We start from the raw sequence: 22,186 nt of genomic DNA on the forward strand, positions 1-22,186 counted from the left end.
CCTCTTTGATGGAATTCGCTTCGTTATCGTTTGACCTTGAAAACCGACGCCGACGCGTGCAGCTTTTCGGCGAGTACGGCAAGCGTCTGGGACGTGGCGGCCGTTTCTTCCGAAGCCGCTGCCGCTTCTTCGGCGGCAGCCGAAATATTCTCGATGGAACGCATCACTTCATCCGACTGCGCGGCCTGCTCCTCGCTCGCGGCGGCGATTTCCCCGACCTTGTGCTCGGTCTCGGAAACCATGGCGATGATGCGGTCGAACGCTTCCCCGGTTTCCCGCGTCTGGCTGACCCCGCTGGTGACCGCCGTTACGCTCTTGTGCGTGTTCTCTTGCATTTCCTTGATGATCGACGTAATCTGCTTGGTCGCTTCGCCGCTCCGTTCCGCGAGCTTCCGCACTTCGTCGGCGACGACGGCGAATCCCCTGCCTTGTTCGCCGGCACGGGCCGCTTCGATCGCCGCGTTGAGTGCCAGCAGGTTGGTCTGTTCGGCGATATCGTCGATCACTTCGATGATTTCCCCGATCTTGGCGGAGTCCGACTCCAACCGTTCCATTTGGGTCCCGACCTGTCCCATGCTTTCGATGGACTTCCGCACGACATCCCCGCCTTCCAAGGCGATCGCGGACGTCTGGGAAGCCAGCCTGGCGGCTTCTTCCGCGCTGGATGCCACGGCCGCCACGGCCAAAGACAACTCGCCGAATCGCTCCTGCATGTGCTGGACGGCTTCGGACTGCATGTTCATTCCGCCGGCGATTTCCTCGGTGCTGGCCGAGATTTGTTCAGATGACGCGGCGACGCTTTCCGACGTATGCACGATCTCCCCGATCAGATCCCTCAGCTTGCCCGCCATGGCGTTGACCGAAGCGGAAAGCCGCCCCAGCTCGTCCCGGCTGCGGACCGGAACCTCCTCCGACAAGTCGCCCTCCGCGATTTTCCCCGTCGCATCCATCAAGCGGCTGAGTGGCTGCGTGATCGAACGGACGATCCACACCGTGAGCAGCGCTCCGACCATGACGAAAATGACGATGACGATCACGGTGGTATACAGGATGGAGCGGGTCGCGTCCGCGATTTCGCTTGTCTCGATCGCTCCGACGATTTTCCAGCCGGTCGTCTCGTTGGTCAGGAATACCGCTTTTTTGGCGCTTCCGTTTAAGGCGTAATTCAGCGTTCCGGAATCTTTCTCGTAAAATTTCGGGACGTGGGGGCTTTCGTTCGGCGTCCCGGGCTTCGCGGTCGGATGCGTGACGTACTTCCGGCTTTTGTCCAAAATGAAGACATAGCCTTTTTTCCCCACTTTGATTTGGTTGATCTGCTTGGATAAGCTGGCCAGGTTGATGGTGACGCCGACCACGCCGGAACCGTCGGCGGCGGCTTCGGACGTCACGACGATCACGGAGCCTTTTCCGTCCGCCGAAATCATCGGATCGTTCACGACCGCACGGCCGTTATTCTGCATCGCGGCGGGATACCAAGCCCGGGTGCGGGGATCGAATCCTTCCTCCATGGCCTTGAACGGATAAATGAGGAACTTCCCCGTTTCCGTCGCGTAGAAGGCGTTGTCGAGCTGCGGCTTCACCGCTTTGAACGGTTCCAGGATGCGGTCGGCTTCCGCGGTCTGATCGCCGGCAACCATCGTGCCCTTGACCGATTTCGCCAAATAATCGGCGTCGGCCAAGCCGGATTGGATCAACTCGTTGATTTGGTTATTCACGGTCTGCACGTTCTGCATCGCGTTCGTTTCGATTTCCGCGGATACTTTGTCCGCCGCGCTTTGATAGGAGAACCATCCGATCGCGGCGCTGGGCAAAATCAGAATGACTAGGCAAACGAGAATCAATCGGGTTCTTACGGTCCAATTCCACATGAATTTTCCTTCACCCCACGAGTTTTTGAATCGATTCGAGCACGCGTTCTTCCTGGAACGGCTTCACGATGAAGTCCCGCGCCCCGGCCTGGATCGCCTGCACGATCATGCCTTGCTGTCCCATCGCGGAACACATGATGATCTTCGCTGCAGGATCCGAAGAAACGATCTTTTTGACCGCCTCGATCCCTTCCATGACCGGCATGGTGATGTCCATCGTGACGAGGTCGGGCTTCAAGGCCGCGTATTGATCGACGGCTACGGCGCCGTTCTCGGCTTCGCCGACCACCTCGTGTCCCCCTTTGACCAATATGGACTTCAGCATCATCCTCATGAACGCCGCATCGTCGACTACCAGCACTTTCGCCATGTTAAGCAACTCCTTGGTCGTTAATTTTCACGATGAGGTTTAACTCTCCGCCGGGGTCCAGCGTCAGCGGAATCCGGAACCCCTGTTCGAATCCGTACAATTGCAGCTGTCCGCGCATCACCGCCGGCGGCGTGATGTCGATCCTTTTCCCTATGCCGGCTACCAGCGTGGCCGCGTTGCCCGCGACCATATTCCCCAATTCGCCGACGAAGCTGTGCAGCATCTCGCCATCCAGCGGCATGCCGAACATGCTCGCCCCCAATTGACCGAATGCGGCGTCGCCTCCCTGAAGGACCACTTGTCCATGGAAGTCGCCGGTAATCCCGACCATAACGCCGATGTCGTTCAACGCAACCGCATCCTCCACCGGATGGGCTTCACCCGGCGTGACGGTCTGGGGTACGACCTGCCGGATGGACGCGACCAGACTATCGATCAAAGCCTGATTTTCCGAACTCAGATTCATATCCGCCTCTCGCTTCTGGGTCTATAGACTCATATTTCCGACCCTGATATGTCAACGTTTGGAACTCATAATGATCATAGTGCTGGGTCTATGTTCCTGTAACCGAAAATCGATTGCGCGGTCGCGCAAATTTTTTGCGGAATTTTGTCGAAAATTGGATGTTTATGATGCGGGTACGCGAAAAAAGCCTCTCCGAAGGGGAAGAGGCTTGCCGAGTTACGCTATGGGGAGGAACATGTCGGGAAAAGGACGGAGGGTTAACGGAGGGTTAACGGAGGGTTAACGGACGGTCTCGGCGCCCAAGAGTTCGAGCTGCTTGGCTTTCATGACGGCCTCGACGCGGGACTTGACGCCCAGCTTTTGGAACAGTCCCGTCAAGCCGTATTCGAGAGAGCGCTGGCTCATGTGCAGGGCGAGCGCGATTTCCTTGTTGCTTCTTCCTTCGGCGATGTCTTCGAGAATCCGGATCTCCCGATCGGACAAAGCCAGTTTTTCTTCCGGCGTTTCGTTCTGCCGGACCGGCGCGGACAGTTTCCGGAGCTGTTTCACGAGACTGACCGGCAGGACCGCTTCGCCTCTCAGCGCGCAACGGACCGCCGTGACCAACTGTTCGCGGTTTGCGGTTTTGAGCACGAATCCCGATATCCCCGCTTCCACCATCAGGTTGAAATGGTTTTTGAATTCGTAACCGGTATAAATCAGGATCACCGCGTCCGGCACGCCGGCGAAAATGCGTTTCGCCAGATCGATTCCGTTCATCTCGGGCATTTGAAGGTCGATGAGCATGACGTCGAACGGCCGGTCCCCGGCCAATTGCAGCGCCTGCTCCGCGGTTTGCGCGAAAATGACCCGAATGTCCCCTTCTTGTTCCAACAGCAATTTGGTCCCTTCCATGACGGCCGGATGATCGTCAACCAGCAAGACGTCGATCATGATGGTTCCTGCCTTTCGCCGGGATTCGATTCCGCTTCCGTGACGGGAAAACGGATGAATATGGTTAAGCCTTGATCGGGGGAGGAACGGAACGCGATGGTTCCGTTCAAGCTGTGCACCCGTTCCTTCATGCCGTATACGCCCATGCTGACGAAATTGTCGCCGGCTTTCTCCAAGTCCATGCCGATGCCGTCGTCATCGTACACCAACTCGATCCAACCCGCCGATTGGGTCAGCTTGAAGGAAACCGACGACGCATTCGAATGTTTGCTCGCATTGGCGAGCAATTCCTGCACGATGCGGTAGAGGCCGATGGCTTGGTCCTCCGACAGCGGCGTCCGGAAGCCGTCGGTTTGAAACCGGATCGAGTAATCGGAACGGAGCTGCGTGAATTCGAACATCGATTCGAGCGCGGCGACGATCCCTTCTTCCTTCAGCATGGGCGGCCGCAGATCCACGCACGTAAGCCTGATTTGGTAGATGACGTCCAGAAGCCCCTGGGAAATCCGCTCCAGCTGCTCCCGCGCGGCCGGCGGCATGCCGGAGTCCGACAACAGTTGGTCCAGCTTCCGATACCAGATGATTTGCTCCTGCAGAGCCGCGTCGTGGAGATCCTGCGCCAATCTCCTCCGCTCGTGTTCGTTCAAGCGGAACAGCAGCCGCAGCAGCCAGGACGGTGCCTGCTTCCGGCCCGCCGCCTGTTCCAGCTCGCGGGTCAAATCCTCGATCGCGCGGAAATTGTCGTAAAGCACGCTGACGTACCTGCAGATCGTCTCCAGCCATATTTTGACCGGTTCCAGCTCCAGCAGGTGCGGCCGTTCCCCGATGAACAGCAAATAATCCGCACCCTGGAATTCCCCGATTTTCAGCACGTTGCCCTCGGGAATTTCCGTTACCTTGCAGATCGGCAGCTGTCGGCTCAGCCGGCAGAGCGTCTTCGGCTTCATCATCGGCAGATGGCTCCCCCGCCTGCTCGACACGCGGTCTTGACCGCTGACCTCAAGCAAGCTGATCCGCTCCGCAGGCAGCATGGCTCCTACTTCCTTGACGAGCCGGTCCTCCAATTCCGGGATTTTGAGGACGCCGAACAAATCGTGGGAAAAACGGTCCAAGCTGGCCTGCAGGCGAAAATACCGGTTCTCGCTGATCCGCAGCTTTTCTTCGGCCATTCGGCGCAGATGCTCCGCTTCGATCCTTTCGGTAATGTTGCGGAGGACCGAAATGGCGGCGTTTTTTCCTTGGTAGAGGATGGGGGCGGAGATGATCTCCACATTCGCCCAAGAGCCGTCAATCCGCAAGATTTTTTGTTCTTCCAACGGACTCGTATAGCGTTCGTGATACACCTTGTCCAGCAGGCTGACGGCCCTCGGCTAATCCTCGGGATGGATGAGCTCCGCGACGGGATAGCCGGCCAATCCCTCTTGGGCTTCGAAGAGCGAACAAGCCGCCGGATTGCCGAATATGCAATGGTAATCGCTATGTACGAGGACCGCTTCCGGCAGCAACTCGACCAGCCGCCGATTGAATTCCTCGCTCTCCAAGAGCGCTCTCTCCGCCTCTTTCCTCGCGGAAACGTCGTTGCATACCAGTTGGACCGATTCCGACGCGGCGTCGTATATGGCCGTAACCTCTACGTCCACCGTTCTTCCGTCCAAGCTGACGATCGGGTATTCGGCCGCGGCGCTGAACCCCGTCTTCACCGTGTTTCCCATGCGGCCTTGGACGTAATCCCGCCGATCGGGATGGACGAGATCCAGCGGATTCATGCCGAGAACTTGCAGAGGAGAATCCGCCCCCAGCATCCGTAGACCCGTAGGATTAATGTAGGTGACCTGCAGGTTCCGATAGACGACGATGGCCGATGGGGACAATTCCACGATTTTGCGGTACCGCGCTTCGCTCTCCAGCAAGGCCGCCTCATAGCGCACTTCTTCCGTCACGTCCCGTCCGACCACCACCGCCTGCTCGACGCGTCCGGAAACGCCCGCGACCGGAGTGCAGACGAAATCGAAGAATCGTTCCGATCCGTCCGACCGCCGGCAGCGCGCCCGAACGTGCGCGCTGTTTCCGTAGATCTTCAGGTCGACGAATGCCGCGACCGCCTTGTCTTTCTCTTCGCCGGGGTTCAAATAGTCGAAGCAGTCGTTTCCGATCATCGACAACGGATCATACCCAAGCACCATTCGAAACGAAGGCGACGCATAGAGGATCACTCCGTCCGAGTCCACGATGGCAACGAGATCCTGCATATTCTCCGTGATGAGGCGATGCATCGCTTCGCTGGCCGCGAGCGCCCGTTCGGCCTGCTTTTTGCCGGTATTGTCCGTCCCGATCACGAACATGCCGTCAATCCGTCCGTTTACGTAGATCGGCACGTTTTTGGCCTGCCAATCCGCGAACTCCCCGTTCGGAAGCAAAGTCGTCAATTCGTATTGCGGGGACTTCCCGTACCGGGCGGCTTTTCGGAACTGACGGACCGCCATACGCTCCGCGTCGGGGCTCATGAAATCCGCCGTCTTCTCGATGCGCTGCCCGGAGAAGTCCGAACCGAGCGCCTGGACGGCCGCGGGATTCATCGCCCGGATCCGTCCGTCGCGGTCCAATTCCACGATGGGGTCGGAATGCCGTTCGAACAGCGATTTATAGCGCTGCTCGCTGCGATGGAGGGTTTGTTCCATCCGTTTCCGTTCCGTGATATCGAGAATCAGTCCATGCAGCTTGCGGACGTCTCCCCTGCCCCCGCGGCTCACGGCGGCTTTCACTTGAATCCAGCGGATCTCGCCGTCGGCCCGCGAGATCCGGAACTCGCCTGCTTCTACCTCGCCGGTGCATAAACGCTCGATATAACGTTCGAACGGAATCCGATCTTCCGGATCGATGACGGTTTTCAAAACATCGTCCCGCGCGAGATTCTCCGCGGGATAACCGGTCACCCGCGCCAACGCGTCGGCGATTCCGTCCAACCGCCGCGATCCCGCATCGTATGTCCAAATGGCCGCCCCCGCGTCTTCCAGCAAATCGCGGATCGTCCGCTCTTGCTCGCTTTCTTCTTCTTTGCGCCGTCTCGCTTCCGTGATGTCCAGGTCGATTCCGTTGACCTTCACGACCCGCCCGAACTCGTCCATGATCGGAGCAGCCATCGTCCGCACCCACTTGACTTCGCCGCCGGCATGGACGATCCGGCGTTCGAACGTGCTCGCGATGCCGGAATCGAGGGTCGCCATGAAGTCTTCGGCCAACTTCGCGTCGTCGGGATGGACGACGTCTCGCCAGAGCCAAGGATTGCGAGCGAATTGTTCTTCCCCGTATCCGAATAGATGGACCATTCCCTTGGAAATCGCCGCCCGGTTTGTCCGTTTGTCGAACGACCATAACGCGAAATCGGGGCTCTCCCAAAACTCCCTGGCGAATGCGTCATCCGCGCGGGTTCCGTCGCCGACGCTGCACATGATGTACTCGCTCCCCCGGTGTTCAAACGTCTTCCACTCGTAAATTTTACGCCTAGCGAGTCTTTTGATCATAGGTATATAGACCTAATTATTACCAAGATTCCACAATTTTCGACATACATTGCAAAAGAAAAGGGCTGCGGATCCCGCAACCCTTCGTTTGCGCCCATTCGCTTACTCTTGTCCGATCCAGTCGGGCTCCGCAACTTCTTTCCAACGGTTCCGGATGCCCGCGAACTCCGATTCCGCGAGGGGGCCGGCTTGCAGGAGAAGGGCATTTTCCTGCCAACGTCCCGGGTTGGACGTTCCTACGATAGCCGTATGGACGCCGGGGGCCGACAGCGTATAGCGCAGCGCGACCCCGACGGTTTCCGGCGACGCGCTTCCCGACTTCAGGAACCCGTAATCCAGCTTCTGAAGACGGTTCCAGTACTCGTATTCATAAGCGGAACGATCCGGCTGCTCCCGGAACCGCCATGCCACGTTGGCGACCGGCCGTTTGATCACGACGCCCATGTTCCGGCTCGCCGCTTCGGGCAGAATTTGGTCCAGCGGCTCTTGGTCGGCGATGTTGAAGGAGGTCATCAAGGAATCGAACCGCCCCGTCCGTACGGCGTACAGCGCCGCGTCGTGATCTCCGCTGTATCCGATGAAGCGCGTTTTGCCTTTTTCGCGGGCCCGTTCCAGCACCTCGATGACCTCTCCCCGCTCCAGCACCTCTTTCGAGCAGCTATGCAGATGGATCAGGTCGACATAATCCGTTTTCAGCCGCTTCAGGCTGCGGTCGATGCTGGCTTCCAGCGTAACCGGATCCCAGTCCGGCGTGTCCAGACCGGACGCATGGCCGCATTTGGTGAACAGGAAATATTCGCTGCGGCGGTGCGATACCGTCTGGCCGATCAGCTCTTCGCTGTTTTTATAGCACTCCGCGGTATCGATGACGTTCAAGCCCGCATCCAGCGCGCTGCCGAGCAGCTTGTCCACTTCCGCGGGAGTCGCGCCCCGGAAGCCGATTTCGGCTCCGCCGAAGCCCAATACGCTTACATCCATGCCGGTTCTGCCGTAAACTCGTCTCTCCACGTTGACCATCTCCTCTTATACGGTTTCAGTCACTAGTATAATCTACCTCCTATCAAAAACCAAAAGCAAAGCCCGCGCGTCGGCGCGGGCATGGCATCCGGTCAGCGGAACAACCCGCCTTCCCATCTCGCACGGTAACGGTAGGGGCCGACCGGCACTTGGATCAAAGCCGTATCGCCCCGGGCGGGCAGCCGATACAGATCGTCGATCGCTTCCGCCTCGTAGCTGAGCAATGGCCGGCCCCCCCACCCGGCCGCCGCGGCGCGCAGCAGCAGGCGCTGCAGCAGCATCCCCGCTTCCATCTGCTGAATGCGGTAGCCTCTCGGTCCGAAGCCCGGGCAGCCGTGTTCCCGGTCGCCCGTTACGTGGAAGCATAGAGGGACTTGGGAAAGGTTGACGTTAGGGAACGTCGTGGCGTATTGCAGCCAAGCCCGATGGTCTCCCTGGCGGATCAGGCGAAGCGCGTGCGCTTCGCCGTCGTACCGATAAGCCCCGTTCTCCAGCCCTTCGGCGCCGTACGCGCAAAAGACGAGTTCCGCGAGCGGTCCGGTTTCCTCGTCGGAGCGGGCGAGATCGTTGCGGTACCGCGCATCGTCCAACGTCTGCCGCAGCAACTCCGCAAGCGAAGGCAAACCGATCGGCTTCAGAACGAAGTCGGTCTCCGGCGAGTACCTCCGGCGGGCCAGGACAGCCAAATCGCACGGGCGCGGGGACGTCTCCGGCAGCCGGATCAGGGGGAATCCGCCGGGGTCTTCCCGGTTGAATTCCCGCAACCGGAACGCTTCCGCCGATTCGATCCGCGACGCGGCGTCCATCCGGAGCAGCATCGGGTATTCCCGGATCCGGCGGGAACGGACGTAATGCGCGTGATTCAGCTCCGGCAGCTGCCGCAGCAGTTCCTCCGCGCCGGCGCGCCGGGTTTCCGAACCGGATTTCCGCACCTTCCGCCCGAGGCTGTCCGTCAACAGAACGACCGCATAGACGCTTTCTTCGCCCTCATTCAATCCGAGCAGCCGGCCGATTACCCGGTCGAGATACTGATAGCAGACGACGGCGCCGTAGCCGAAACGCTTTCCCGACTCGAGCAGCTGTCCGAGCAGCACGCCGGCGTCCAAACCTTGCAGCCGGTAGGAGAAATGATAATATTTGAAAAAGTTTTTCCAGAACACGGCGGATACGAACACGGCCCCGAAGCAAGCCGACAGGTCGCAGCGTTCTCCAAGCGCCTGCTCCAGCACGTCGTCGAAATCGCCTTCGCGGAGGAGCAGAAGCCGATGATGGGCCGCATCGTAATGAAAGACGCCCCGCGGCAGGTCCGGCAGCTTGAGGTAGACGTACAGTTCGTTCGGGTACAGCCCTCCGCCCGACGGGACGACCCGCCGGCCCAGCGCGATTTCGGCCTGCTCGCCCGACAGTGGCACGGACCGGCTGATCTGCGCTATGCCATACGCGTATCCGAGAAAATACCCCAGGCTCCGGGCGGCGGGTTGACCGCCGGCAGGCGAATCTTCCAGCGTCAGCGGAAAATCGGCCGCCAGATCGAAGGCCGGTACCCCCCGGTAGAGCTTGTAGGGCAGCGGGGCGTCTTCCCAATCCGCCTCCCAATCGTGCGGTTTGGCTTTGTCGGTCTCGAAATGCAGCTCCGTTACGAATCGGAGAAGTTCCTTGTCCATGGGTTGATCCTCCGGAGAACGGATTACGGGAACGGATGCGGATGGCGGTTGAGTTGCGCGGGCGTAAGCGGCTGCTCCGTATATCCGAGTTGGGCGGGAACCCGAAGCACGCGCTCCAGTCCGGCGAGCCGGGTCAAGTGGTAGCCGAACGTCATCGGCAGCAGCCCCGGAATGATCACTTTGACGCAACGGAGCCCGTTGCGAAGCGTCTCCGGCGAGGACTGGTCCACCACGACGACGTCCAGGCCCTGCTTGAGGAAGGCATCGATCAGCTTCCGCAAATCGGCCGCCAGGTCGGGGTTCCAAGGGGCGGGCGAACCGTAGGCTTCGGCGAAAGAACGCGTCGGACGCGCGGGATCAAGGAGGAAATCGAACCGGCTCTCCGCTTCCGGAAGGGCGTACAGCATGGAGTGGTCTTCCATGGCCCGGACTTTGCCGGGGTCCGAGAGCATTTCCTTCCACGTTTCCCGGCCTTCCTCGAACCGGGATCCTAGCGCCAGCACCATGCCGGCCAGCTCATGGATCGAGCCTTTCGCCGCCCGCACCGGATCGGGATGGGCGCCTCCCGCGCAGAGCAGATTCAAGCCGCGGTTTCCCCGGTTTTTCGCGATCGACCAGACGCACGGGATGCCGTATTCCATCGTGGCGTCGAAGAGCAGGACGTCGTAGCCGGCCGCGGACCTCATCCGCTCGATCATGAGGTCCAGCTCCGCGTCTCCCGCGGAGCGGGGATCGATTCTCGGCAGCGGCAGCTGCGCGTACCAGGTGAGCAAGAACGAGTCCCGCTCCGCAAGCTCCAGGATGCCGTAGAATATCGCTTCCTCCAGGCTGCCTCCCAGCGCGCATCCGTTCGACGTCTCGTAGACGAAGCCCTCCCCGCAGCCGGCGCTGTAATACGCCAGCCGCTCGGGCACGAGAATCGGGCGTTCCCGCCGGAACGAATAACCCCACACCCAGTCCATCTCGCGGTCCGGGTCGTAACGCGGAAAAGGAAAGTCGGGCCGCGCGTACCCCTCTTCGGCATGGAGGCCGACCGATGCCGGATCGAGCGCCGACTCCCCCAACCGCCGGAAGCTGTCCCGGACGGCGGTCCGTTTGCCGCGCGGCATGACGCCGCAGTGCCGTTCCAAACCTTCCAGGATCGCGGCCAGCACGCTGTCGGGGTAACGGTGGGTGCGACCCGCCGTCCCTTCGTCGCCTTCGAACAGAGGCAGATTCACGCTGGCGTCGGCGAACGGGGACAGCAAGTCGTACACTTTGCCGTTCAGCAAGCCCGTCCGGTTATCCCAATAATCCCGCAGCAGGCCTTCCTCCAACTCGCCGAGCGATCGGGTGCGGTAATTGCCCGGCCCCGTCTTCGGGCTTTCCCGCAGCTGAATCCTCGCGCCCTCGGCGTCATCCTCCGGCATTGACCCGCAAATGGGGCATGCGGTATCCGGCAACACGGAATGGCCGGTTATCGTTAATGTCGTTAAATTAATCAACAGCATTCGTTGGTCGGTCCGGGAGCTGCTCCCTTCCAGCAAGCGCTCCGTCTCCTCCGCGATCAGTAGAGCCAGCTGCCGAAGACCCGGCAGCGAAGCCCATACGTCCTCGCGCTCCCCGCCCGTTTCCACGATGGCTTGTTTGATCATCCAAGCTTCCTTTCGGTCCCGCCCGGTCATCATGCGCCTTCGGTCCGCGCATTGCGAGCATCCCGGCCGATCCGGGCGGACGATAGGGCCGACGAAGCCTTCGCCGAATAGCGCGCCGCCCCGCAGCCACGGCGTGCCGGTCTGCCGGAACGCTTCCTCGGCGTCCAAATGCCGAGCGGGAGACCATCCGTCGCTCAGCACAAGCGCCAGATCGGCATCGCGGGGAGGGCCGTCCCGGAAATCCGGCCGGCGGGTGAGTCTGAACCGGTCCTTCATTCGGTCCTTCAACCGCTCCGCCACCTCTTCCGCCAACGTCCCCTCGCCAATCAACGCGACGGCGGCTTTCACGGCGCCTCCTCCCCTTTCAGCCGAACGCCGTACACACCGGCGAAAATTTCTTTCATGAACGGCTCTGCCGAAACGTCGTCGATCTCCGGCCCTAACCCCTGTTCCTCCAGAAGGCGGATGCCATTGCCGAACGACGATTCCCATTCGGCCGCTTCCGGTGCCGGGCGGATCCGCTCCGCCGCTTCGGCCGTATCGGGGATCCGATCTCGCGTCTGGATCGCCAGCACGGCCAGCAATAGCGCTTCGCGCCGGGCCATCGCCGGCGTCGGCCCGACGGCGCCGTACCAGCGTTCTCCGCTGCGGACCCACCGTACAGGGAACCCGAGAAGCGCGTGGCCTGCCCAAATCTCCGGTTCCGCCTGCATGATCGTTAATGACCTTAAATAAAACGCAGCCCGTTCGTCATCGATATCCGCTTCCGGCGCGACAATGCCTTCCGGCGCCGCTTCCCGGATCGGAACGCCTAACCGCTCGCGCAATAGATGGCGAATCGCCCGGCCAACGCCTTCCGCGGGACTGAATCCCGCGCCCAGGGCCAGCCCCGGCTCGCCGAACCCCCGCGACGCGTACGCCTCGATACCGGCCAGCGCGGCTTCGCGCCTGGCTTCCTCATGGGTGAATCCGCCGCACACGAGCTCCTGCAGCAGCTCCGCAGGCCCTTCGCTCCGCGGATCGGCGGGCCTGACGCGGCAGAGCGAAAGCGGCAGCTGCTCCCAATCCCCTTCGTCCCAGGCTTGGAAAACGCCCGTTACCGGGGAAGTGATTCGGGAGACGTTCGTCACGAGAGCGGCAAAATCTCCGGCTTGCGTTTGCGCGGACGGCAGCTGGAGAACCGCTGCCGCTTCCAGCGGTTTCGGATCCCGCCGTCCCGCAACGGCCGGATGCGGCAGGAACGGATGCCTCGCGCTCTCCAGCGTTTCCAAATCGAGCGCGTAAATCTCGTTTTTCAGCTCCGGCACCGAGACTTCCGTCAGCATTTTGAACAGCTCGAACACGAGCACGTTCGCCAGCAGCCCTTCGGCCGTCGGGGACATCGCATGCAACGCCGGATCTTTCTCGATGGCCCCGCGGTGCAGACGGCGCACCGCCGATTCCCAGCAGCCGTCCGAACGGCGGACAAGCGGGCCCGCGACGCCCGTCTGCGCGATCCGAAGCGCGGGCAGCAGCGGGACGTCCCGCCGCAGGCACGCCTCATGCAGGCTGCGGAACTCCGCCAGGTCTTCCCCGGTCGAGGCATAGAGTACGGCCTGGCAGGAGGCGACTTCCTTCTCCCACCCTTCGATGCTTCCCGGCGATTCCCCGATCTCCCCGAGTTCCGTCTCCGGATCCGTCAGGCGGACATAAGCGGCCAGTTCCCGAATCCGGTTCCGCTCCGCTTCCGTCAAGCCGCCCGATAAGACCCGGAATTTCGGCATACCCGAATGGAGAAGCGCGGACACGAGGGACACGAGGATCGATCCGTTCCCGGCGGCTAGCACCCGTGTTTGCCGATAATCCTCGAATCTCGCCGCGCCCGACCCGCCGAAGGCATCGAGGAATTCGATCTGTTGGGCGTATTTCTCCAGCAGTGGCTTGGCGAGCCGATGGGGCCGGTCCCGGCCGGCGTCCCGCACGAACCCGTTCTCGTATAATGTCGCCGCGATTTCGAACACGCGGCTCCGGTGGGGCTCCGGCAGCCCGTCGGTCAACTCCGCAAGCGTATGCTCGCCGCCGAACATCGGAACGAGTTGTTCGATCCACCGGTCGATCATTGGGCCTTGCATCCGGAATGAACCCCGGTTTCCGCGAAAATAGACGATCCCTTCGGGATCGGGAAGGTAGAAGGCGTCCCCCGACACCTTCGGCCGCATGGACGGGTCCAAGCACCCCACTCCTTTCAATCCGCTTCCTTCAAGCGTATGTCGGGAAATTTGTCTATCATTCCGGAAGACGTGGCTTCACCCGTCCAATTATGAATAGCTGCGAGTGAAACGCTTTGTTGCGCGGGTTGAACCATGCGGCAAATTAGCGGATGTGGTACGTTATTTCGGGGATCTGACGGCGGAGTCGGCATATTAGCGGATGTGGTACGTTATTTTGGCGGTCTGACGGCGGGATCGGCAAATTAGCGGATTTGGTACGTGATTTCGGCGGTCTGACGGCGGGATCGGCATATTAGCGGATGTGGTACGTTATTTCGGCGGTCTGATGGCGGGATCGGCAAATTAGCGGATGTGGTACGTTATTTCGGCGGTCTGACGGCAGGATCGGCAAATTAGCGGATGTGGTACGTTATTTCGGCGGTCTGACGGCGGAGTCGGCATATTAGCGGATGTGGTACGTTATTTTGGCGGTCTGACGGCGGGATCGGCAAATTAGCGGATTTGGTACGTGATTTCGGCGGTCTGACGGCGGGATCGGCATATTAGCGGATGTGGTACGTTATTTCGGCGGTCTGATGGCGGGATCGGCAAATTAGCGGATGTGGTACGTTATTTCGGCGGTCTGACGGCAGGATCGGCAAATTAGCGGATGTGGTACGTTATTTCGGCGGTCTGACGGCGGAGTCGGCAAATTAGCGGATGTGGTACGTTATTTCGGCGGTCTGACGGCTGAGTCGGCAAATTAGCGGATGTGATACGTTATTTCGGGGATCTGACGGCGGGATCGGCAAATTAGCGGATGTGGTACGTTATTTCGGCGGTCTGACGGCGGCGTCGGCAAATTAGCGGATGTGGTACGTGAGTTCGGGGATCTGACGGCGGAGTCGGCATATTAGCGGATGTGGTACGTGATTTCGGCGGTCTGACGGCGGAGTCGGCAAATTAGCGGATGTGGTACGTGATTTCGGCGGTCTGACGGCGGAGTCGGCAAATTAGCGGATGTGGTACGTGATTTCGGCGGTCTGACGGCGGAGTCGGCAAATTAGCGGATGTGGTACGTGATTTCGGCGGTCTGACGGCGGGATCGGCAAATTAGCGGATGTGGTACGTTATTTCGGCGGTCAGACGGCGGGATCGGCAAATTAGCGGATGTGGTACGTGATTTCGGGGATCTGACGGCGGAGTCGACAAATTAGCGGATGTGGTACGTTATTTCGGCGGTCTGACGGCGGGAACGGCAATTTAGCGGATGTGGTACGTGATTTCGGCGGTCTGACGGCGGGATCGGCAAATAAGCGGATGTGGTACGTGATTTCGGGGATCTGACGGCGGAGTCGACAAATTAGCGGATGTGGTACGTTATTTCGGCGGTCTGACGGCGGGATCGGCAATTTAGCGGATGTGGTACGTGATTTCGGCGGTCTAACGGCGGAGTCGGCAAACTCGCGTATGTGGTACGTGATTTCGGCGGTCTGACGGCGGATCGGCAAATTCGCGTATGTGGTTCAAAGCCGGGATTGGCCCGGCCTTGAACCATGAATGGTGAATCAATGTCGTTCACTTGTACCGATCGTTATAGTCGACCAACTGCCGCTGCTTAACGGTCAGCCGATCCGAAATTTGCCGCTGCACCGCATCCAGGGTATCTTCCGCCGACATCCCTTTGTTGATCGCGTACTCCAGCGTAGTGCTCCAGATCTCGAACGCCGTATCGTCCAGCGGGGTCGGCACCGCTTCGGCCGGCTGCTCGCGGATCAGCCGCTGATAAAGGGCCGCCGAATCCTGCCCTCCCAAGAACACGGATTCCTTGCTCGCGCGCAGCCAATTCATGCTGCCCGACGAATGCAGGATTCCGTTCAAAAACTTCGCGGCGGCTTCTTTATGCCGGCTTTGGAGGGAAACCGCGAACGATCGGCTGGAACCGTAATCGATGGCTCTCGCTCCGAAGGGCAGCGCCGTCGCCCGCCACTTTCCGGATTGCTCCGGCAGCCAACCGGCCAGCGTACCCTCCCCCCAGTCGGGCAGCATCACCATGCCGAGCTTCCCTTGCTTGAGCTGATCTTGTCCATTGGAGTTCCAGATGGTTACATTCGCGGAAGACGGCTTGGATACCGCCGCTGCTTCGATCGCTTGCTTGTATTTGTCGTTCGAGCGCATGAAGTTCAACTTGCGGTCAAACAGGAATTGCCCGCCGCCGATCGTCCGAACCGCGTCATTCGTCCACTCCGTGGTCGCGACGCCCCTCCGGCTCATCTCCTTCGTCAGTTTCAGCCAATTGCCGGGAGCCTCCAAGTATTCGGCAAGCTCGTTCGGGTCCGTAGGAAAACCCGCTTCCTGCAGCAGATCGGCTCGGTAATACAGCACGTTCGGATGGATTTCGTACGGCACGGCGATCAACCGCCGTCCGTCAAGCGAGTGATGGATGTTCCAGACGTAATCCCCGACATCGTTCCGAAGGTTTTCCGCAATCGAGAACGGCGGACTCGATAAATCGGCGAGCTTCTCGATCGTATTGAAAGTGCCGAGCATCCGGTGGCTCAGCACGAGGATGTCGGGCGCGGTCCCATCGGCTAAATTGTCCAATGAACGTTCGACCAGCTGCGTTTCGTTGTCCATTACATTCAATTCGACTTCGATCCCGGGGTTGGCCGCTTCGTATTGTGAAATGTCGTATTCCGATAGAGGGAGAGACGACCAGATCGTAAGCTCGGTCTTCTCCGCTCCCGTGCCGGGTTCATCGGATCGCTCGCCTTGAAGGACGGACGCTTCGGTTTCCGCCGACGCCCCGGATATCCCCCGATCCCGCTCCACGTACAGGTAGACGCCGATTAACAACAACACGAGAAGCACGGAACGAATCTTCGCCGTCATTCCGCAGCGCCTCCCTTCCGTTGTTCCGTCCTTGTTCCCGCATACAGCTTGATTTTGTTCCGTCCGGAAAGCTTGGCTTCATACATGGCTTGATCGGCGCCGCGCAGCAGACTCTCGGCATCCTGGCCGTGCTCGGGGTACCTCGCGATCCCTGCGCTGAACTCCAATCGCAGCGAACGTTCCTTCAGCCGGATCGGCTCGCGGGTCAACGTCTCGCGCACTTGTGCCGCCCACGCTTCGAGATCGTCCGGCAGCGGCGCGCTCAGCACGACCACGAACTCGTCTCCGGCGAGACGGAAAGATTTGACGCGTTCGCCGTTAAACCGGTTCAGCCGTTCGCCCACGGCTCTTAGCACGGTGTCTCCGGCTTCATGGCCCAGCGTGTCGTTGATTTCCTTGAACCGGTCCAAATCGAGGAACAAACACGCCGCTTCGGCGCCTTTCTCCCTGGATTCCTGAATCAGCGCGGGCAAATAACGGCTGAAGCTGTACCGGTTGGCAAGGCCCGTCAGCGAATCGTAATGGACGAGCAGCCGTAATTTATCCTCGTTCTCGTTGATTTCTTGAAACATGTTCATAAGCTCGGCGGACATATCCTTGAAGTTATGGATCAGCCGGTCGACTTCGTGGATCGAGCTTTTTTTCCATTCAAACGCCGTACGCTGCCGGATTTTCTTCGGCAATCCGGTGGAATAATCCGCCAGCTCCGTCAGCGCGCTCGAAATCCTCTGCGTCGTCCACAGCGCCAAACCCGCGAACGCGAAAATCCATACGAACATCACGCTCACGCTGAGCAGATAGAGACCGAACACGGATTGCTGGAAAGGAGCAACTGGTTCCTTCATGATCAATTGATAGCCGGGAACCCGTTGGAGCGAAGCGATCGATACGAATTGGCTGGCGGACCAGCGGGCGATCGGGTTGTATTCGGGAATGTCCGCCGGCTGCAGCAAATAGAGGGAATCGGACAACCGCCGAACGCGGAAGCCGTTGCTCCAACGATAGTCTTCCTGGCCGTCCTGGACGGCCGGATCGCTCGTCGCGATCACCTGGCGGTTAGGATCGGTCAGTACGAGTTTCGCCTTGGAGTCCAAGGTCAGATTGTCGAACGCTTCGTGCATGGATTCCTTCTGCAGCGCGGAATGGACTTTGAATTCACGCAGATCTTGCGCGGATAGCACGTTGATCGTTTCGTTCAAGTGCGCTTGGATCGTGTTCATTTTATCCGCCGTTCCCTTCACCGTATCCCGGTACGCGTACTGACCGTTAATGAACAGATAGACCGCGAAAGGAACCGCGAGAAGGACCGCGCACAGTTGAAACGTGACCCTTTTGATGCTCCAATCCCGGTAACGGAGGCTTACGCGCCGGGAGATCGAGACCGGCCAATGATCGCCCGCCACCTCTCCGAGCAGCGCATTCAATAGTCCGTTCGCCGTCTGGAACAACAAAAACAACGCGACGTACGCCGTCTGAGACGCGGGCAGCCATAGGTAGGCCGCCCCATGGAGCAGGAGACCGAGCGGAACCCAGTAGAGCGCGAACCCGTACAGCAGGGAAGCCCGTTTGGTTTTTCTCAGCAGTGCGTGGACCAGGGAGACTTCCACCGGAGCGAGAACGAGCAGCGGCGACTGCCCGAAGAGGAAAACGCCGAATGCCGCACCCGCGAATGAGGTCGCGAATGCGGCAGGCATGCCGCTTCTCTTATAGGCGAACCATGAAACCGCATTCAAAAAGAAAAATTCGATTCCGTATAAAAAACGCAACGGATACCGGGAGGCCAAAATCCCGATCGATACGGCTAGCGCGAAAGAGGCAATCGAGGTGAGGGAAACGCTCTTGGTAGTCGACATGATAGTTGCCCCCATGAAATGGGATGAAGAAGACTTCCCTCTCTCATTCGACATCCTCGCTTGCTTTCCTTTATTTTCTTTTCTTATTAATCGGACTTCGACAAAAAAAACGCCACTTCGGCCGTCGGCCGAAATGGCGAATTCGAAAATTCGCGCCGCTCCGATCAGAAGCAGCGGGCGCAGCGGAATCCGCAGCGGAAGCAGCCGCCGCAGCGGAAACAGCCCCCGCATCCCCCGCAGCGGAAGCAGCCCCCGCATCCTGCGCATCCTGCGCAGCCTCCGCAGAAGCCGACGCAAACGCCGAAGCCGATGCCGACGCAGAAGCCGATGCACAGCCGATCTCCCGCCTGCGCCGCGACCTGGGCGTCCGCGGGCGTTACCGGTCCCGCCTGATAGGGAGCGACGTCCAGATTTTGCAATCCTCTTTTAAACTCATCCATGGGTGAAACCCTCCGTTTACTAGGTCCTCACCGAATGGGTCCCGTTCAATCGCCGGTTCCATCCGACAAAATAATGTATGAACGCCCCTCCGCAGTTGTTACGGTTCCGAACCTTGGAAACCGGCCAATCGCGGAATTTCCCGATTCTCCCGCCTTGTCCCGCATCTGCCTCATGCGAAAACGGGTACCTGAACATAGAGTAAGGGAGAGCATTCAGCCTGTCAGCCCGAATGGGGAGGGTGGATCCACGAAATGAACCGCAGCCGAATCCGGCACGTAGGTAGCAAGTGGTCGAAAACCAAAGTGATCTTGCGGGACCGGGCGCTCCGCCCTTACGTTCCCGAGACGAGGAGAATAAACGCCGCGTCCCTGCAAGCAATGCTGAACCGATACCGGATGGTCTATGTCAAGCCGGTTTCGGGCATGCATGGCAAAGGTGTCATGCGGGTCGCGCGGACAGGCGCCGGGGGTTACGTTTGCCGGTGGGGAAGCTCGGGAAGCCGATATCGCGGCTTTCGCCCGTTATACGAAGCGATTCGGAAGAGGACGCGGGGACGACCGTACTTGGTTCAAAGGGGAATCCGGCTTTTAACTGTCCGGGGCAAGCTGTTCGATATCCGCGTGATGGTACAGAAGCCGCCGGGCAGGAAATGGAAAGCGACCGGGATCATCGGGCGGCTGGCCCGCCCCGGGCGGGTCGTCACGAATTACCACAGCGGCGGCAAGCCTACGGACGTCCGCACGCTGCTGCGCGGATACGCCAAACCGGCAAGAATAGACGTCTTGATGCGGACCATGGCGGCGGTGTCCCGCCGTGCGGCGGCCGCCTTGAACCGGGGCTACCCCGGCGTGAACATGGTCGGCGCCGATATCGGCCTGGACCGGTCCCTCAAACCTTGGATCATCGAATTGAATACGAGTCCGGATCCTTACTTGTTCCGTTTCCTGAAGGACAAAAGAGTGTCCCGAAGGGTGCTGCGGTACGCACGAATGCTCAAGAGAATCTGATCCCATTTCGAAGCGGGTGAATCTATGCGCATCGCGATCGTCGCGCCGGAACGGAACCCGGTGCCTCCCGTCCTGGGGGGTTCCGTGGAAATCGCCATATGGGCCGTCGCCAAGGAATTGGCTAAGCGTCATTCGGTGACCGTTTACAGCCGCCGGACGCGGCGTTACCCGGCCGCTTCCTTCGATTCAGGCGTGGAATTCGTACGGGTTTCGACCGGCAGTCCCCGCACCTATCTCGAGAACGTCATGCGGGAAATGGCCGGAAATCCGTTCGACGTCGTCCAAATCGACAACCGGCCGAACTTCGTCGCTCCGATCAAAGCGCAACATCCGTTAGCCGTCGTCTCCCTGTTCCTGCATTCCCTTACGTACGTCACTCCCCCCTACGGCGGGGATTCCGAAACGCTCGCAGGGATCGACGCCGCGGATCTCGTTCTGGTCAACAGCCATTCGCTTCATTTCCGGCTGCAGGAACGGTTTCCCTTTGCGTCCGGGAAGATCCGAACGGTGTGGCTCGGCGTGGACACGGACCGTTTTCGCCCCGCCGAGCGAAAAAAAACGGGACGGGCCATGACCCTGCTGTTCGCAGGCAGGCTCATCCCCCGCAAAGGACTTCCGGTGCTTCTCAAGGCCGTTAAATTCGCGCGGGCCGAAAGTCCAAGGCCGCTGCATCTCGTCATCGCCGGAGGCGCTTTGAAGAAAGGCTATTCCAGGAAATTAAGAGGCCTCGCCCGCTCCCTCGGCATCCGGGCGACGTTTTTGGGTACCGTGCCGCATCGCCGCATCCATCGGATTTACCGGAACGCCGACGTGTTCGTGTGCCCTTCCCAGAAACACGAAGCATTCGGCCTCGTCAACGTCGAAGCGATGTCCACCGGCCTGCCGGTCATCGCATCCGAGATCGGCGGCATCCGGGAAATCGTAGCGCACGATCGAAGCGGTCTTCTCGTCTCCGACTACCGGAGCCCCCGCGCCTTTGCCGAAGCCATTCTCCGGCTGGCCCGGGAGCCCTTGCTGCTGGGAGCCATGAAACAAGAAGCGCGGCTGGATTGCTTAAACCGTTTCAGTTGGTCCGCCACCGCCGAACGTCTCGACCAAATCTACGCTTCGCCGTTTTCACCGGAAGAAGATTGACGGATTCGGCCGAATGCAATACGCGATCCGCGATCCGAGCTGCCGCGCTCTCGCGGTGGACGGCTTGCATGGCACGTATCAGCCCCCGGCGGACGTCTTCGCGGCAGACCGCGGCGAGACATCCCTCAAGCTCGTCCGGATTTCTTGCTTCCAGCAACGCGCCCCGTTCCGAGAGAACGCGGGCGTTTCCTTGTTCTTGGCCCGGCAGCGAACGATATACGATCATGGGAAGCCCGAGCGCCATCGCTTCCGTTAACGTAACGGCTCCGGCCTTCGTGATCAGGCAGCTGGCGGCCGCCATCCACTCTTCCATCCTTTCGGCGAATCCGATGACGCGAACGCGCGGCTCATCCCGGTAAGCGATTTGCATCCGGCGGAATAACTTTTCGTTTTTCCCGCATATCAAGATCAGATCGAAGGAAGACCGGCGGAGAACGGTTTCCGTCATCTGCCGCGTTTGCCCCAGCACGCCGTAAGCTCCCGCGGAAATCAGAACGTACTTTTTCTCCGGATCCAACCCTTTCTCCGCGACCACCCTGGCTTTGTCGATCGATCGTTCGAAAACGGGACGCACCGGGATGCCGCTGACGGCGACGCGCTCGCCGTCCACCCCTGCGGCAACGAGCGATCGTTTGACCTGTTCGGTCGCGGCGAAATACCCGTCGGTGTCCGGATGCACCCATCGGCTGTGAAGGACGTAATCCGTGACCACGGTATACGAAGGGATGCGGGCTCCTTTACGGGCATTCAAGCTTTGTACGGCCAGGTAGGGGAACGTATGGATCAAGGCGTCCGGCTGAAGCCGCTCCACGAGTTCCCGCATCTTCTTGCGTCCGATCGACAGGAATGCCCGGCTAAGCAACGGATTCGGCTTGACGGGATTCGTCAGGTCGTAGCTGATGCCGTACAGCCATGGGCAATGCGTGGTGCTGTAAAAATACGCCCAACGGGACAAAGCATTCCAACGGGGGTGCGCTTCCGCGAGCAGGTCTACCATGGCGATCGGCCCGGCGCCCCGCTCGGCCAGAGCCGCACGGATCGCGTCCGCGACTTGGAAATGTCCGTCCCCGAAGGAAGAATACACGATCAGGATGCGCTGTCCCTTTGTCAAATGCGGCACCGGCTTTCCATTCGGAATGGGATTGCAGTCGGGTCCATTGTATAACGGAAGTATGAAATCGGAATGAAGCCAATGTT

16 protein-coding genes are annotated in these 22,186 nt (G+C 60.1%); 2 read left to right on the top strand and 14 right to left on the bottom strand.

Annotated elements, in window-relative coordinates:
• Positions 1 to 23: 23 nt before the first annotated feature.
• The 13 genes from PTZ19_RS03330 to PTZ19_RS03390 all read right to left on the bottom strand — a co-directional run bounded on the left by PTZ19_RS03330 (position 24) and on the right by PTZ19_RS03390 (position 18,847).
• Entirely contained in the window at positions 24 to 1,868 is a 1,845-nt protein-coding gene (locus tag PTZ19_RS03330) for a methyl-accepting chemotaxis protein (RefSeq protein WP_276352358.1), read from the bottom strand.
• 10 nt (positions 1,869 to 1,878) lie between these two features.
• On the bottom strand, positions 1,879 to 2,238 hold the full coding sequence (locus PTZ19_RS03335; protein WP_276352359.1) for a response regulator: 360 nt from the start codon (positions 2,236 to 2,238) through the stop codon (positions 1,879 to 1,881).
• Between the two features lies 1 nt (position 2,239).
• Positions 2,240 to 2,704, bottom strand: coding sequence for a chemotaxis protein CheX (locus PTZ19_RS03340; protein ID WP_276352360.1), 465 nt, complete (start codon positions 2,702 to 2,704; stop codon positions 2,240 to 2,242).
• 279 nt (positions 2,705 to 2,983) lie between these two features.
• Entirely contained in the window at positions 2,984 to 3,637 is a 654-nt protein-coding gene (locus PTZ19_RS03345) for a response regulator transcription factor (RefSeq protein ID WP_276352361.1), read from the bottom strand.
• Positions 3,634 to 4,935, bottom strand: coding sequence for a sensor histidine kinase (locus PTZ19_RS03350; protein WP_276352362.1), 1,302 nt, complete (start codon positions 4,933 to 4,935; stop codon positions 3,634 to 3,636). The genes PTZ19_RS03345 and PTZ19_RS03350 overlap by 4 nt, the downstream gene beginning before the upstream one ends.
• 72 nt (positions 4,936 to 5,007) lie before the next feature.
• Entirely contained in the window at positions 5,008 to 7,086 is a 2,079-nt protein-coding gene (locus tag PTZ19_RS03355) for a PAS domain-containing protein (RefSeq protein ID WP_276352363.1), read from the bottom strand.
• 174 nt (positions 7,087 to 7,260) lie between these two features.
• The gene (locus PTZ19_RS03360) at positions 7,261 to 8,166 is read right to left on the bottom strand and encodes an aldo/keto reductase (protein ID WP_276352364.1); all 906 of its coding nucleotides are present in this window, start codon (positions 8,164 to 8,166) and stop codon (positions 7,261 to 7,263) included.
• Positions 8,167 to 8,267: 101 nt separating this feature from the next.
• Entirely contained in the window at positions 8,268 to 9,839 is a 1,572-nt protein-coding gene (locus PTZ19_RS03365) for a SagB family peptide dehydrogenase (protein WP_276352365.1), read from the bottom strand.
• 23 nt (positions 9,840 to 9,862) lie between these two features.
• Entirely contained in the window at positions 9,863 to 11,821 is a 1,959-nt protein-coding gene (locus PTZ19_RS03370; protein ID WP_276352366.1) for a TOMM precursor leader peptide-binding protein, read from the bottom strand.
• The gene (locus PTZ19_RS03375) at positions 11,818 to 13,683 is read right to left on the bottom strand and encodes a bacteriocin maturation protein (RefSeq protein WP_422614966.1); all 1,866 of its coding nucleotides are present in this window, start codon (positions 13,681 to 13,683) and stop codon (positions 11,818 to 11,820) included. Before PTZ19_RS03375 ends, PTZ19_RS03370 begins: the two co-directional genes overlap by 4 nt.
• A 1,557-nt stretch (positions 13,684 to 15,240) precedes the next feature.
• Positions 15,241 to 16,554, bottom strand: coding sequence for an ABC transporter substrate-binding protein (locus PTZ19_RS03380; RefSeq protein ID WP_276352367.1), 1,314 nt, complete (start codon positions 16,552 to 16,554; stop codon positions 15,241 to 15,243).
• Positions 16,551 to 18,407: a diguanylate cyclase domain-containing protein gene (locus PTZ19_RS03385; RefSeq protein ID WP_276352368.1), complete on the bottom strand. Its 1,857-nt coding sequence runs from the start codon at positions 18,405 to 18,407 to the stop codon at positions 16,551 to 16,553. Before PTZ19_RS03385 ends, PTZ19_RS03380 begins: the two co-directional genes overlap by 4 nt.
• A gap of 164 nt (positions 18,408 to 18,571) precedes the next feature.
• On the bottom strand, positions 18,572 to 18,847 hold the full coding sequence (locus tag PTZ19_RS03390) for a heterocycloanthracin/sonorensin family bacteriocin (RefSeq protein WP_276352369.1): 276 nt from the start codon (positions 18,845 to 18,847) through the stop codon (positions 18,572 to 18,574).
• 252 nt (positions 18,848 to 19,099) lie between these two features.
• Between PTZ19_RS03390 and PTZ19_RS03395 the strand changes: the two genes are divergently transcribed.
• Together PTZ19_RS03395 and PTZ19_RS03400 are read left to right on the top strand one after the other, a co-directional pair.
• On the top strand, positions 19,100 to 19,855 hold the full coding sequence (locus PTZ19_RS03395; protein WP_276352370.1) for a YheC/YheD family protein: 756 nt from the start codon (positions 19,100 to 19,102) through the stop codon (positions 19,853 to 19,855).
• Positions 19,856 to 19,879: 24 nt separating this feature from the next.
• On the top strand, positions 19,880 to 20,989 hold the full coding sequence (locus PTZ19_RS03400; protein WP_276352371.1) for a glycosyltransferase family 4 protein: 1,110 nt from the start codon (positions 19,880 to 19,882) through the stop codon (positions 20,987 to 20,989).
• On the opposite strand, the gene PTZ19_RS03405 is transcribed toward PTZ19_RS03400, so the two are convergent.
• Positions 20,919 to 22,109 (bottom strand): MGDG synthase family glycosyltransferase, encoded by a 1,191-nt coding sequence (locus PTZ19_RS03405; protein ID WP_276352372.1) that lies wholly within the window; start codon positions 22,107 to 22,109, stop codon positions 20,919 to 20,921. The genes PTZ19_RS03400 and PTZ19_RS03405 overlap by 71 nt on opposite strands.
• Between the last annotated feature and the right edge of the window lie 77 nt (positions 22,110 to 22,186).

The organism is Cohnella caldifontis, from assembly GCF_029360585.1.
In the GTDB taxonomy this organism is placed as follows: Bacteria; Bacillota; Bacilli; order Paenibacillales; family Paenibacillaceae; genus Cohnella; species Cohnella caldifontis.

Excerpts from the sequence above, each read along its gene's own strand:
- PTZ19_RS03400 (WP_276352371.1), top strand. The coding sequence starts at position 19,880 with ATGCGCATCGCGATCGTCGCGCCGGAACGGAACCCGGTGCCTCCCGTC.
- PTZ19_RS03340 (WP_276352360.1), bottom strand. The coding sequence starts at position 2,704 with ATGAATCTGAGTTCGGAAAATCAGGCTTTGATCGATAGTCTGGTCGCG.
- PTZ19_RS03355 (WP_276352363.1), bottom strand. The coding sequence starts at position 7,086 with ATGTGCAGCGTCGGCGACGGAACCCGCGCGGATGACGCATTCGCCAGG.
- PTZ19_RS03365 (WP_276352365.1), bottom strand. The coding sequence starts at position 9,839 with ATGGACAAGGAACTTCTCCGATTCGTAACGGAGCTGCATTTCGAGACC.
- PTZ19_RS03330 (WP_276352358.1), bottom strand. The coding sequence starts at position 1,868 with ATGTGGAATTGGACCGTAAGAACCCGATTGATTCTCGTTTGCCTAGTC.
- PTZ19_RS03345 (WP_276352361.1), bottom strand. The coding sequence starts at position 3,637 with ATGATCGACGTCTTGCTGGTTGACGATCATCCGGCCGTCATGGAAGGG.
- PTZ19_RS03335 (WP_276352359.1), bottom strand. The coding sequence starts at position 2,238 with ATGGCGAAAGTGCTGGTAGTCGACGATGCGGCGTTCATGAGGATGATG.
- PTZ19_RS03380 (WP_276352367.1), bottom strand. The coding sequence starts at position 16,554 with ATGACGGCGAAGATTCGTTCCGTGCTTCTCGTGTTGTTGTTAATCGGC.
- PTZ19_RS03390 (WP_276352369.1), bottom strand. The coding sequence starts at position 18,847 with ATGGATGAGTTTAAAAGAGGATTGCAAAATCTGGACGTCGCTCCCTAT.
- PTZ19_RS03395 (WP_276352370.1), top strand. The coding sequence starts at position 19,100 with ATGAACCGCAGCCGAATCCGGCACGTAGGTAGCAAGTGGTCGAAAACC.
- PTZ19_RS03385 (WP_276352368.1), bottom strand. The coding sequence starts at position 18,407 with ATGTCGACTACCAAGAGCGTTTCCCTCACCTCGATTGCCTCTTTCGCG.